This window comes from Halobacillus salinarum, assembly GCF_022919095.1.
GTDB lineage: Bacteria > Bacillota > Bacilli > Bacillales > Halobacillaceae > Halobacillus_B > Halobacillus_B salinarum.
Genome location: NZ_CP095073.1, coordinates 3195356 through 3208031, shown reverse-complemented (window position 1 = coordinate 3208031; position 12676 = coordinate 3195356). Strand labels below are relative to the sequence as shown.

Here is a 12676-nt window from a genome sequence, read left to right as displayed (position 1 = left end):
TCATATTTTGTCGTTTGCCGAGAAAAATCCTGCTTCTACTATAAATTCTTTTAAAAAATTGAAACATAGGAATAGATGAAGCCGTAATAAAAATGAAGGGAGATGAAAGCATGACACTTAGACTTGAGAGTGTAACAAAACGTTTTGGTTCATTTACTGCAGTGGATCAATTGTCTTTAGAAATTCCTGAAAAACAGATTTTTGGCTTTCTTGGTGCAAATGGAGCCGGAAAGACTACCACCTTTAGAATGATTCTCGGCTTGCTCGATCAAACCGAAGGGTCTATTTCTTGGAATGGAGACAGCATCGGGTACGATCAAAGCCATTTAGTGGGTTATCTTCCTGAAGAACGAGGGCTGTACCCTAAAATGAAAGTTAGAGACCAACTCGTTTATTTAGCTAAATTGCGAGGGATGGATAAAGCCGGAGCTTTAAAAGAATTAGACAGCTGGCTGGATCGGTTCAAAGTACCTGATTATAAACTTAAAAAGGTAGAAGAGCTTTCCAAAGGTAACCAACAGAAAATCCAATTTATTTCAGCAGTTCTACATAAACCTAAGCTGTTGATTCTGGATGAACCTTTCTCAGGGCTTGATCCAGTAAATGTAGAAATGTTAAAAAGAGCGGTTGTTGAGTTGAAAGAAGCTGGAACTTCTATTGTTTTTTCTTCCCACCGTATGGAACATGTAGAGGAGCTTTGCGAAAACTTGTGTATTCTTCACCATGGGAAACCTGTCGTACATGGAGATTTAAAAGAGATTAAGCGTTCTTTTGGGCGCAAGAATATCCGTGTGAAGGCGGATTTTAAGGTAAGATACCTGGAGCAGCTCCCTGGTGTCATTCATTACAAACAACTTACCGAAGGATGCGAAATTCAGGTTGAAAGTGAAGCTGCTTCCCAAAAGGTATTTGACGAGTTACAAGGGAAAGGTTTTGTAAGAACCTTTGATTTAGAGGAACCTTCGTTGAATGACATTTTTATTGAGAAAGTGGGGGCTTCTTATGAATAAATTCTGGATTATGCTGACGCAAACTTACATGAACAGAATAAAATCCAAGTCCTTCGTTATTACGACACTCGTTTCAATCGTACTTATTTTTGGATTATCCAATATTCAATCGATCATTGAATCGTTCAATAATGACAAAACTAAAGAAGTAGCTGTGCTGTCAGACAATGAGGAGTGGACTGCAGCCCTGCAGCAGAGTTTGAAAAACAATGGCAAGATTACATCAACGGCTTACAGTGGGACGTTAGATGAAGCGAAAAAGGAAGTTGAAGATGAGAATTTCGCAGCGGCTGTAGAGATAAGCGAATCGGACCAGGGACTTCCACAAGCGTCCTTCTACTCCAATCAAATCGCTTCTACCGAAGTAAGTGAACCCGTAAAACAGGCGCTTCAGCAGGTAAAGGTAAATATGGTAACGAAGCAGGCAGATATTGATCCAGCTGTTTTACAGCAGATTTCTGCTCCGGTTACCTTTGATTTAGTCGCCCTGGAAAAAAGCGCGAAAACAGCTGAGGAGCTGACCCAAACGCGCGGCCTGGTGTATATTATGCTGTTTGTGATGTATTTTTCGGTACTTATGTATGGAAATATGATCTCAACGGAAGTGGCTACAGAAAAATCAAGCCGTGTCATGGAAATATTAATTTCCAGTGTATCTCCCGTTTCACAAATGTTTGCAAAGATTTTCGGAATCGCGCTATTGGGACTTACTCAATTTTGTATTTTCATTTTAGCTGGTTTTCTTGGAATCAAACAGGGAGTAAACAGCGGAAACCAATCTTTTTTAGATACAGTTGGAGTTACGAATGCTGATCCAGTAACGATCGTATATGCTGTTTTATTCTTTGTTCTCGGTTACTTACTGTATGCCACGCTTGCGGCTATGTTGGGTTCTTTAGTCAGCAGGCTGGAAGATGCCCAGCAGATTGTAGCACCGATGATGATGCTGGTCGTTGCTTCATTTATTTTAGCGGTATTCGGCTTAAACATGCCTGATGCTGCTTTTATCACGGCGACCTCCTATTTTCCTTTCTTTACCCCATTAATTATGTTTTTAAGGGTAGGGATGCTGGATATTCCTTTATGGGAAGTTCTGTTATCCATTTCGATCATGGTCGCCTCCATTATTCTCCTTGGAATCATTGGGGCACGCGTGTATCGAGGGGGAGTCCTGCTTTATGGAAAGTCCTCGTCGTTAAAAGACTTTAAACGAGCCATGCAATTATCGAAAAAAGAAAATTAAATCCTATTTATTTGAAGAGAGCGAACGTGCATTCGCTCTCTTTTTTTGGTAAAATTACCTTTAAGAAAGGAGCATGCGTATGGGGCGTGATCTACGGTTTATTCACAGTGCAGATTTGCATTTGGATAGTCCTTTTATTCATACAAGTCATCTGCCTGAGCAGATTGTCGAACAGTTGAGAAAGAGTACCTTTGAGGCATTTGACCGCCTGATTGAGGCAGCCATTTACGAGAAAGTTGATTTCATTCTTATCGTAGGAGACCTGTTTAATGAAGCATCACGCAGTTTAAAAGCACAAATTCATCTTCGCAACGGTTTTCGAAAGTTAGAAAAAGAAAGCATTCAAGTTTTTGTTTCACATGGTAACCACGACTTTATGAATGGAACGAAGTACCCCATAGATTATCCGGAGAATGTTGTTGTTTTTAAAGATGAATCAGTACAAAGCGTTCCTTTTTACAAAAACGGCAGACACGCTGCAAATATTCTTGGTTTCAGTTATGTCCAGCAAAGAGTTACCGATAATAAAGTTCATGAGTTTAAGAGAACTGCAGACGAAGTCATACATATAGCGATGCTGCATGGGAGTTTATTTTCTCATGCTGGAGAACATGAAGTTTACGCGCCTTTTCTAATGGAAGAGTTGTTCCGGCAATTCATGGATTATTGGGCGCTTGGTCATATCCATGCCCGCCATTTTCTTTCCTCAGATCCTCCAGTCCTATACCCTGGAAATATTCAAGGACGCTCAAGAAAAGAAGAAGGGGTGAAAGGAGCTTACCTTGTCGACTTCAGCCATAATGGATGGGAATTTACATTCCTCCCTCTGCAGTCGATCCTGTTTGAAGAAACGATTATCGACTGCAGAGGTCTGGAAAAGCCCCAGGACCTTGAAACTCTATTTCTTCATACGAAAGAAGAATTGCAATCTTTGCATTCTAAAGTACTGGCAACATTGTATTTAAAAGGAGATTCGGGAAATTTAGAGCGCTGGAAAACAGAAGGGCTTATCGATTCCTGGGTAGAAGAAGCTAATCGAGAGGAAGAATTGGAAAATTCCTGGGTTTATTTTATGAATGTAAAAGTGATCGATCTGCCAAGCTATGATGAAGAGAAGCTTCGGAAGAGCCGTCATATCAGCGGTGAGTTTTTAAGAGGGATTGAAGAGTTGACGGATACTGAATGGGAAGAATGGCTCGCTTCTTTGTATAAGCATAAGCAATTCTATCCTTATCTCTATCCACTTACGGAGGAAGATAAAGCAGAATTAATTGAAGAGGTAAAACAGTCTACGTTAAGCCGGTTGCTTAAGACTGGAGGGTCTGACGATGAGAGTTAAGGAAGCAACGGTATATGGTTTTGGAAAATGGCGTGATTTTTCCATTTCATTCGATCCCCAGTTCAACGTCATTTCGGGCAGGAATGAAGCTGGTAAATCTACACTCCAACAATTTTTCTTATTTATTCTATTTGGTCTTCCTCCTAAAAAGAGAGAGTTCTATCAGCCAAAAACGGGAGGACCGATGGGAGGCAGGCTCATCGTCTCAGCTGTTGTAGATGAACGAGTGATTATTGAACGAGTTCACGATAAGCGAAATGGAGAAGCGCTTTGCATACTCTCCAATGGTGAAGAACGGGGAGAGGAATTTTTAAGCAGACTCCTGAGTGGTTTGACACGAAGTGCATTTGAATCGATCTATACATTTAATTCTGAGGATTTACTCAAGCTGCGCAGCATGACTGGAGAGCAATTGGGGATGTATTGCTTGATATCGGTTTGACAGGATCACAGCAGATTTACGAAACGGAGACATGGCTTGCAAAAGAGCGTGATGAGTTTTTTAAGCCGAAAGGACGAAATCCTCAAATCAATCGACAGCTTCAAAAAGTAAAAGAAGCTGAAAAACAATGGAAGCAGGCGGAGGCAGAACAAGCCGGCTATCAAACCCTCTTGGAAAAGCAGGAAAATGTAAAAGCGCAGATTGAATCTGTTACTAAAGAAGTGAATGATCTGACTTTTGCCCGTCACCGTACTTCTCAACTATTGAAGGTCCTGCCAATTATATATGAATACTATGAGTTACGTAGACAGAGAAATGATACCGAAATACCTTCCTTTCCTGAACAAGGAAAAGAAAGATACGCACAGTTAAAGCAGCTGCTCCTTCCCTTAGAAAGTGAAGAGCAGCTGCTTAAGAAACAAATCAAGGAAAAGACCACTGCCATAGCCCAGGTCAAAGAAAAACTTCAAACCTATACTCATTTGGCTGAAGCGAAACAAATAAGCAATGATCTTTCTTCCTATGAGGAGGCAGTTGAGAAAGTTGAGCAACTGACCCTGTCGAATGGGAAATTGCAGGAAGAGATGCGTGAGAAATTACAAGGGATTGAACATGGTTTAACTCTGAATGAGCTGAAAGACTATCATTTTCCTTTTTATTTAGAGGAGACGTGGAGAGAAATTAAACATTCAGAAGCGGCCATTGGACTGGAAGAGGAAAGGTTGACAGAGGAGGAAAAAGATCAAAAGAACCATCAGCAGGAACTGCAAACCAGGTTAAATGAAATTGAAACAAACCTGCTTGATCAACAACAAATCTCAGAATATAACGCAGCTTTACAGAACGCTTATGAGGTTCAGAGGAGCAGCGCAGCTGACGCTGATTTGGCACGCTGGAAACAACTGATCAGTACACGGAGGCAATACGTATATTTATGGTGGACTGCAGCTGTACTCTTTTTAATAGGTGGAAGCTCAGCTAGTGTGGTTTATGGCAGCCTGCTATTTTTTATTATCGGTGTATCCTTATCTTTTATTTGCATGTATGCAGGGATTGTGATGAGGCGTTCTGTTTATGAGCTGAATAATTGGGTGGAAGAAAGAAAACCATCCTCCGTCAATTCGGGCGGGAAAGAATCATTGGCTGCCATGAAGGAAAAGTTAAAGGAGCATGAAAGACTGGAACCTGAATGGCTTTTTTTGCAGGACCGCTGGAATGAAGAACGTCAAAAGGGAATGCGCTTAAAAGAACGAAGAGAGCAGCTTCTGCAAAGGAAAAGAAAGCAGCTTGCTCGAATACATGAACAGGAGGAACGCTATCCTTTTCTAGTCGGAATGGATATTAATTATTGGGAAAAGCTTTATCACATCTTAGTAAAGTTAAAGGCAGAAGAGAAGGACTGTGAAGAAATTTCCAAAGAGATCAATGCGCTGCAAAATTTTATTAATAAAATTGAAGAGGACGCGTTAACGTTTCAATCCCTTAACAAGTGGGAAAGAAATGGCCAAAGCGTTTTCCAGTTGTTAACAGATATTTCAGAATGGGTTCAGTCCTGCGAAAGGCTTGAAGAGCAATTCCACACACTTGTTCAGGAAGAATTGCAGGATAAGGAAGCTTTGAAAAAGGTAAAAGAAAAAAGTATTCCTTTAGTAAAGAAACGTCAGGAATTATTTGCCCGGGCTATGGCAGACAATGAAGAAGCGTTTTATCAACAATCCCGTCTTTATGAGCAGGAGAGGTCGAATGCAGAAAGAGAAAACGATTTAAAAGGCCGCCTTGATCAATTGTTAACCATGGAGGAGCAGCGGGAGATTGACTGGGAGAACCTCCCTAAAGAATCCACTCTCAAGTTTCAGGTGGAAGAGCGGGAAGATAAGTTAAACCAATTGGAACAGAAAAGAATGGAATTACATGAGTCTCTTGCTGAAGTTAAACATTCCTTATCTTATTTGGAAAACTCTGATAAGCATTCAGAGTATAGACACGCCTTTCAAGTAGAAAAAAACTATTTAAATCAATTATCTAAGCAATGGGCAGTTTATGAAACGGCATTAAACATGTTAGTTAAATCTAAAAAAGTATACCAAAATAAATATCTGCCCCAGGTCATTACCATTGCTTCCTCTTATTTTCAAACGCTGACCTCAGGGAAATACATGAATATTCATCTAAATAAGAACGAGAAGCATTTAGTGGCAGAAGATACTAACGGCCGTTTTTTTATCGTATCTGAGCTGTCGAGAGGAACAAATGATCAGCTTTATATATCACTTAGACTGGCTGTTGGCGAAGTTTTAGCTGACACCACAGGACTTCCTTTTATTATGGACGATGCATTTGTTCATTTTGATGAAACGAGATTAACGAACATGCTTCAGGTGCTTAACCGCTTTCAGGAAAAACACCAGGTCATTTTATTTTCTTTTAGAGAGGACCTTTCTAACTATGTCCGTGGATCGGCTCTGCAAACGTTGAAATAATGTTTGTTAAGAAGGTCGCATCTTCGTTATTTTAATGATAAAATATCTTAAGATTCTACATGATATAGCAAATGGAGGGTTATCCATTGCCTAAAGAGCTCAATCCAGATTGGACTAGGTACGAAGATACAATTGAACAGTTTATTCAAGTTATAGCTAAGAATATGAATCTTTACGGAGTAACCCCTTCAATTGGGCGCCTTTACGGTGTGCTCTATTTTTCAGATGAGCCCATGACACTGGATGATATGCGGGAAGCGTTGGAAATGAGCAAGACAAGCATGTCGACAGGTGTACGTGCATTATCTGAAATGAAGATGGTTGAGCCTTCCTTCAAAAAAGGAGTGCGTAAAGATTTATATAAATCAGAAGAAGATTGGTATAAATCATTTACTTCATTATTTGGAAGCAAATGGAGGCACCATACCGAGACGAATATTGAGGAAGCCGATGAAGCTATTCAGGAACTTGTTCAAATTCAGGAAAGAACATCGGACCAGACTTTGAAGGATAGAATAGATCAGGATGTAGAGCGGCTTCGTTACGCTCAAAATTATTACCGCTGGCTGATGAAATTTATTCATGTCGTCGAATCTGGTGAAATTTTCAGGTATGTACCGAAAATTGATCAAAATGAAGAAGAGAAATGAAAGAGCATGAGAATGGCTGTTCCTGGCCCTTTACGATAGGCATCTGTGTGTTTATTATAAAGAATTCCAGGGGCAGCTTTTTTTTGAACAAGGAGGGAGCATTAATGAAAGCAGGAATTGGACATTATCAAGTAGGGGAAGCTTTCGATCACTATTTACTCATAAAAAATGCTAACAAAGGAGTTGCGAGTAACGGACGGCCGTTTTTATCGTTAATGCTGAAAGATAGAACAGGAGAAATTGACGCAAAATTGTGGGAAGCAAGTGCTGAAGATGAAGAATTGTTTCATCAAGGAGAGATCGTAAAAGTCTCAGGGGAAGTCGGCCAGTTCCGCGGTAAACCTCAATTGAAAATCCACAGCATTCGTCCCGCCCAATCCACGGATGGTATAAAAGCAGCGGATTTTATTGAGAAGGCTCCGCTTGATAAAGAAAGTATGATGGACCGGATCACGGAAGCTGTATTTGAAATGAAAAATCCGAATCTACAAAGAATTACACGGCATTTAGTTAAGAAGCATCAGGAGGAATTAATCCATTATCCTGCTGCAGTTCGCAATCACCATAACTATATTTCGGGACTTTTACATCACATCGTTTCTATGTTGAATTTAGCTAAAAGCGTAGCTGAATTGTATCCAGAAGTGGATAAAGATTTGCTGTATGCAGGCATTATTCTGCATGACTTGGGAAAGACTAGAGAACTTTCCAATCATACATCCCCATCCTATACCGTGGAAGGGAAACTGCTTGGTCATATATCCATAATGAGTGAAGAAATTAAAGCGGCTGCAGAAGAGCTTCAAATAGAGGGGGAAGAAGTAACGATTCTTCAGCACATGATATTGAGTCATCATGGCCGACAGGAATGGGGCAGTCCCAAACCTCCACTTGTTCGGGAAGCGGAACTTCTTCACTATATAGACATGATGGACGCAAGGATGAATATGTTAAATCGGGCACTTGCGAAAACAAATCCAGGAGAATTCACTGAAAAAATGTATTCATTGGAACAAAGGGCGTTTTATAAGCCTGCTTTTAGTAAATAAGATGCTGACTGATCAGGAGAAATAGAGATGAAATGGAAAGAATGGAACCGAAATTTAAAGATACGATTATACGGAGAGGGGATAATGAACCTGTTATTCTGGTCGTTTTTCCCTTTTATGACCATTTACTTTGAGAAATCCTTCGGTAAAGATTCTGCAGGCGGCTTGTTATTCCTCTCGCAGTTTTTTTCAGTAGTAGCCAGTTTGTTTGGCGGGTTTTGTGCCGATCGTTTCGGAAGAAAAAAAATGATGGTCTATGCTGCCTTAGGGGAAAGCTTATCCTTTGGTCTGTTTGCTATTGTTAATTCTCCTTGGCTCAGCTCCCCAATGTTAACGTTTGCTGCCTTTAGTCTGCTGGGAGTGTTCGGGGCGTTGTATTGGCCGGCTTCTCATGCGATGGTAGCGGATGTAGTAGAGGAAAAACACCGCTCTAATGTATTCGCTGTGTTTTATACAGCTTTAAACATCGCGGTTGTTGTTGGGCCGATCATAGGGAGTTATATTTTTTATACCTATCGATTTGAAATGCTTGTAACGGGGATGTTTTTGACTCTCATGCTTTCCTGGGTTCTTTCTTCCCAATTAAATGAAACTTTAACAAGGAGGGAAAAAGAATTCAAAAAAGGAAGCTGGAAACAAATGATTTGGAAAGAGATCAGTGATTATCATCTGATCGTTAAAGACCGCAATTTTATGTTGTTTATCATTGCGGGGGTTCTGGTCGCCCAGACATTTATGCAGCTCGATATATTGATCGCCGTCTATACGAGTGAAGTGATACATGAACAAACCGTACTAAGTATAGGAGAATGGAGCTGGAAGGTTTCTGGAGAGAAAGCTTTTGGAATCATTCTAGCAGAAAATGGGCTGCTTGTTGCCCTGTTTACGGTCAGTATTACGAAGTGGATGAATCGTTTTAGGGAAAAGAAAGTTTTTATTCTTTCCTGCTGTGCTTATACGGTATCCATTGTGTTGTATGGGTGGTCGGAAAATCTTTGGTTATTCATAGTGGCAATGGGCGGTTTTACTTTAGCGGAATTAATGGTAGCAGGGATACAGGAAAGTTTTATTTCAAAACTAGCTCCTGCCGATATGCGCGGGCGCTACTTTTCTGCCGCTTCTCTACGCTTTACGTTAGGAAGACTGCTTGCTCCGTTAAGTCTCATCATTTCTAATTATACGAGCTATCAATTAACCTTCCTGATTCTCGGGTTCTTAGCACTTGTAAGTGCTTTCGTTTATGGAAGAATGACGGTTGAAGAGGGGCAAATAAAAGAAGCTGAAGTGGAAGAATATTCATAAATTCTCTTCTATTCTCATACGATAGAGCAAATGGGACAGGGAGGCGCAAACCATGATGTTCGGTATTCCAATTTGGGTATTCTTTTGTATCATCTTCATTTTTATTAGCGGGTATATGGCCTTTCGAGCATTTAGAGCTGAGCATAAAATGGAACAGCATTACATTGAAAGAGAAGGACAAGTGTATTTGAAAAGAATGGAAGAGGAAAAGGAAAAACGTGAAAAGCAGCGAGCCACATTAAACTCATAAAAAATCCAAGTGAATCAGTTCACCTGGATTTTTTTAATGCTGATTATTTATCTGAGTCGCTGGAAGAATCAGAACCGCTGTCCGAATCTGAACTGGAACCACTATCAGACTCAGAATCGCTTCCTGTAGAAGCAGATGTAGATTCAGGTTCTTTAAAAAGATCCTTAAACTGATCATCTTTTACTTTAATATCAGCGTCTTTCATTAATTTGTCTATTTTAGACTGCAGCTGCTGCTGGTTAACTTTTTGGCTGATCAACGTCCGCTTGATTTCTGACTTTGCCTCATCATAAGGTTTTACATCTTCATTTTTACGCTTGTCCGTAACTTTAATAATATGGTATCCAAACTGAGTTTTAACAGGCTCGCTGACCTCACCTTTGTCGAGTTTATAGGCGGCATTTTCAAATTCTGGAGCCATCTTGCCAGGTCCGAAATATCCTAACTGTCCGCCTTTTTTGGCAGAGCCGGTATCTGTGGAGTATTCTTTAGCTAATTTAGTAAAGTCTCCTCCATTTTTAAGCTTTTTCTCTACTTCTTTCGCTGTTTTTTCATCGGATACCAGGATATGGCTGGCTTGAATCTCAGTTTTCATTTTTTCGTAATAATCTTTCATTTCTTTTTCACTTATGTCCACGTCTTCCCCTGCTGCTTTTTCTTGAAGCAGGCTCAGGCGAATAGTCTTTTTAAATTCATCTTCACTTGAGAAACCGCTCTGCTGTAAAACCATTTGGAACTGATCCCCATATTGCTTTTTCAAGGATTCCAGTTCTTTATTCACCGCTTTATCGGAAACATCATATTTATCAGAAAGGACTTCCATCATGACCATTTTCTGAAGGATTTCCTCGCCATACTTGTCTTTTAATTCTTCATAAAATTCATCTTTTGTAACATTTCCATCTTTCGTTTCAACCACTACTTTTGAATCATCGCCGCTGGAAGAACAGGCGGATAAACTAAATACACTTGCTGCCAGTGCAGCACTAATCAACACTTTCTTCATTTGATGTACACTCCTAAACAATTCATTTATTGACGTAGAGGTTTTAAATACAGCCCATGAGTTAATATAACATATTTTACCTCGACTATTCCACACAGATTAATAAAAATAATTCAAGGAAGGGCACCTGCCTATCCGACTTTGAGTTTCGTGCATAAGATACTTTATGAATGCAGCGAGGGGGGTGAGAAAGTGAGTTACGGATACGGTGGCGGTTTTGCTTTGATCGTTGTTCTCTTTATTTTGCTCATCATTGTGGGAGCTGCATGGTTGTAAAATAAGTTAAAAACAGGCCAGGGCTAAGTTCCCCAGGCCTGTTTTTATAATGAATTCAGCACTTCCACATAGGACGAAATGAGGAGTATGGTGATTAGGACATTAATCGTCCTAAATACGCGAGTTTGTTTTTCTGTGGACATCTTCGTTTTCAAACATAAGGAATGAGTGAGAGAGTTAAACACAAACAATACAAATAGCGCGTATATGATAAATCCATAAGCCACATGAAGAACCTCCTTTATTCCCTATGGAACTACTCTATCAAAATTTATGAAGATTGAACAGAATAAACTACAAAGAACGAAAGAAAACCAGACGGCACAAAAAGGAAAGGAAGACAAGCCCTAAAGTTTTTCATGCACCGATTCAGGGTCAGTAAAAGACCTAAGCCCAATTGCATACAACTTTGGATTACTAAATAAACCATGATAAATAAAAAGACCGTCGAAATTTCGACGGTCTTCTATATTTATGGCTGTGACCTCATGAATTTATTAATTGCAGAAAGTTATGCTTTACGCTGCTGGATCAGAATATCATACCCGTCATTGGCATTTTCAATGACACAGCGGCGAGGAGCTCTAATAAATTGGTTCAAATAAAGGAAGTCAGTAAAGGAAAATCCGATGTTCACTGCTGCAAATAACACAAAATAAGCATAATGATTTGGAAATACACAGCTCATGAATAATGCTGGGACGGTCAGCAGAAAAGTAGGTGCCATCGCCATGACAATCGAGGTGTGTTTTGACATCTTTGATTTGCATTGATAAGTGAAAGTCGGAACCATTTGACCTCTAACTCTAAACCTGACCTTCAGCCGTTTATAAAAGAGAACTAATGGTAAAATATGCATTAACCGATGCATAGTTGGCAAAAAAAGCAGGATGATTAATATTGGCAATACTCCATGATCTTTCATCGTATGCGTTCCATGAATCATGGAAAATGGAATATATAGCAAGAGAAAGGACAATAGTCCAGTTAGAAAAGACATTAGATATACACGGTTCAGACCGAATTCTTTATTGATGTTAATTGTCTTCCAGCAGTTCATCGAAGAATCCCCCTTTACGCCAAAAAATACTGTGATTTATGCATGATTATCGTTATGATATTAGTACTGAGTTATCGATAGTAATTGTCTTGCACAAGAGGAATAATAGTATGTTTTTGTAGAAAAAGCAATAGGTTTTCCATAAAAATTTTTTTGGAGATTAAAAGCAAGTTTTATTAGGGGGACAAGACCTGTCACATCAGCAATTGGAGAGGATAGAGTGGAGAGAAAAATATCTTGTGAAACATGTCAGTTTCACGTTCAATTATTATTGAAAACAGGAGAATTGAAAGGGTATTCGTTTACAAAGATGATTATTGAACAAAATCTAGACAGACAGGAATATGAGGATACGCTCCTTTTATTGGACGAGCTTAATGCTATCTATGAAGAAGACAAGGAACTCGGCCTTGTAGACCATAGCGGCCTCCTTCTTCATTTTGCGGGGATGTTAAATTATAAGCTGTCTGTTACCCCTGCACTTATTGCCTTGTATGAGGAAAGGATTTATCCTGAATTAGCGGCAAAGCTTCTCCAGCTTTCGAGACCATAAAAAAACCTACCCTCAA

The 12676-nt window shown here is 39.7% G+C and carries 14 protein-coding genes; 11 read left to right on the top strand and 3 right to left on the bottom strand.

The annotated features are described in order from the left end of the window. The first annotated feature begins 110 nt into the window (after positions 1-110). From MUN89_RS16610 to MUN89_RS16570, 9 genes are all read left to right on the top strand, one after another. Positions 111-1010, top strand: coding sequence for an ABC transporter ATP-binding protein (locus MUN89_RS16610; protein WP_244708881.1), 900 nt, complete (start codon positions 111-113; stop codon positions 1008-1010). Next, positions 1003-2253 (top strand): ABC transporter permease, encoded by a 1251-nt coding sequence (locus MUN89_RS16605; protein ID WP_244708880.1) that lies wholly within the window; start codon positions 1003-1005, stop codon positions 2251-2253. The genes MUN89_RS16610 and MUN89_RS16605 overlap by 8 nt, the downstream gene beginning before the upstream one ends. A gap of 79 nt (positions 2254-2332) precedes the next feature. After that, positions 2333-3592 (top strand): metallophosphoesterase family protein, encoded by a 1260-nt coding sequence (locus tag MUN89_RS16600; protein WP_244708879.1) that lies wholly within the window; start codon positions 2333-2335, stop codon positions 3590-3592. Beyond that, complete coding sequence (locus tag MUN89_RS16595) at positions 3582-4034, top strand: ATP-binding protein (RefSeq protein WP_244708878.1); 453 nt, start codon at positions 3582-3584, stop codon at positions 4032-4034. Before MUN89_RS16600 ends, MUN89_RS16595 begins: the two co-directional genes overlap by 11 nt. Then, positions 4016-6514, top strand: a complete 2499-nt coding sequence (locus tag MUN89_RS16590) for an ATP-binding protein (RefSeq protein WP_244708877.1) — start codon at positions 4016-4018, stop codon at positions 6512-6514. The genes MUN89_RS16595 and MUN89_RS16590 overlap by 19 nt, the downstream gene beginning before the upstream one ends. A gap of 71 nt (positions 6515-6585) precedes the next feature. Beyond that, positions 6586-7164 carry a GbsR/MarR family transcriptional regulator gene (locus tag MUN89_RS16585; protein ID WP_396266039.1) on the top strand — a complete coding sequence of 193 codons (579 nt, stop codon included), beginning with the start codon at positions 6586-6588 and terminating at the stop codon, positions 7162-7164. 104 nt (positions 7165-7268) lie between these two features. After that, positions 7269-8213 carry a 3'-5' exoribonuclease YhaM gene (gene yhaM / locus MUN89_RS16580; protein ID WP_244708875.1) on the top strand — a complete coding sequence of 315 codons (945 nt, stop codon included), beginning with the start codon at positions 7269-7271 and terminating at the stop codon, positions 8211-8213. A gap of 27 nt (positions 8214-8240) precedes the next feature. Continuing rightward, the gene (locus MUN89_RS16575; protein ID WP_244708874.1) at positions 8241-9515 is read left to right on the top strand and encodes an MDR family MFS transporter; all 1275 of its coding nucleotides are present in this window, start codon (positions 8241-8243) and stop codon (positions 9513-9515) included. Between the two features lie 52 nt (positions 9516-9567). Continuing rightward, positions 9568-9765, top strand: coding sequence for a sporulation YhaL family protein (locus tag MUN89_RS16570; protein WP_244708873.1), 198 nt, complete (start codon positions 9568-9570; stop codon positions 9763-9765). Between the two features lie 43 nt (positions 9766-9808). Here MUN89_RS16570 and MUN89_RS16565 read toward each other — a convergent pair whose 3' ends face one another. Beyond that, positions 9809-10771: a peptidylprolyl isomerase gene (locus MUN89_RS16565; RefSeq protein ID WP_244708872.1), complete on the bottom strand. Its 963-nt coding sequence runs from the start codon at positions 10769-10771 to the stop codon at positions 9809-9811. A 192-nt stretch (positions 10772-10963) separates the two neighbouring features. On the opposite strand from MUN89_RS16565, the gene MUN89_RS16560 reads away from it, so the two are divergent. Then, positions 10964-11047 (top strand): YjcZ family sporulation protein, encoded by an 84-nt coding sequence (locus tag MUN89_RS16560; RefSeq protein ID WP_244713881.1) that lies wholly within the window; start codon positions 10964-10966, stop codon positions 11045-11047. Between the two features lie 44 nt (positions 11048-11091). On the opposite strand, the gene MUN89_RS16555 is transcribed toward MUN89_RS16560, so the two are convergent. Both MUN89_RS16555 and MUN89_RS16550 read right to left on the bottom strand, forming a co-directional pair. After that, positions 11092-11274 (bottom strand): hypothetical protein, encoded by a 183-nt coding sequence (locus MUN89_RS16555; RefSeq protein ID WP_244708871.1) that lies wholly within the window; start codon positions 11272-11274, stop codon positions 11092-11094. Positions 11275-11558: 284 nt separating this feature from the next. Then, entirely contained in the window at positions 11559-12107 is a 549-nt protein-coding gene (locus tag MUN89_RS16550) for a DUF3267 domain-containing protein (RefSeq protein WP_244708870.1), read from the bottom strand. A gap of 220 nt (positions 12108-12327) precedes the next feature. Between MUN89_RS16550 and MUN89_RS16545 the strand changes: the two genes are divergently transcribed. Then, on the top strand, positions 12328-12660 hold the full coding sequence (locus tag MUN89_RS16545) for a DUF1878 family protein (RefSeq protein WP_244708869.1): 333 nt from the start codon (positions 12328-12330) through the stop codon (positions 12658-12660). Positions 12661-12676 lie beyond the last annotated feature (16 nt).

Coding starts and splice junctions, on each gene's coding strand:
- MUN89_RS16575 (WP_244708874.1), top strand. CDS start 8,241: ATGAAATGGAAAGAATGGAACCGAAATTTAAAGATACGATTATACGGA.
- MUN89_RS16595 (WP_244708878.1), top strand. CDS start 3,582: ATGAGAGTTAAGGAAGCAACGGTATATGGTTTTGGAAAATGGCGTGAT.
- MUN89_RS16605 (WP_244708880.1), top strand. CDS start 1,003: ATGAATAAATTCTGGATTATGCTGACGCAAACTTACATGAACAGAATA.
- MUN89_RS16570 (WP_244708873.1), top strand. CDS start 9,568: ATGATGTTCGGTATTCCAATTTGGGTATTCTTTTGTATCATCTTCATT.
- MUN89_RS16565 (WP_244708872.1), bottom strand. CDS start 10,771: ATGAAGAAAGTGTTGATTAGTGCTGCACTGGCAGCAAGTGTATTTAGT.
- MUN89_RS16550 (WP_244708870.1), bottom strand. CDS start 12,107: ATGAACTGCTGGAAGACAATTAACATCAATAAAGAATTCGGTCTGAAC.
- MUN89_RS16610 (WP_244708881.1), top strand. CDS start 111: ATGACACTTAGACTTGAGAGTGTAACAAAACGTTTTGGTTCATTTACT.
- MUN89_RS16585 (WP_396266039.1), top strand. CDS start 6,586: ATGGAGGGTTATCCATTGCCTAAAGAGCTCAATCCAGATTGGACTAGG.
- MUN89_RS16600 (WP_244708879.1), top strand. CDS start 2,333: ATGGGGCGTGATCTACGGTTTATTCACAGTGCAGATTTGCATTTGGAT.
- yhaM (WP_244708875.1), top strand. CDS start 7,269: ATGAAAGCAGGAATTGGACATTATCAAGTAGGGGAAGCTTTCGATCAC.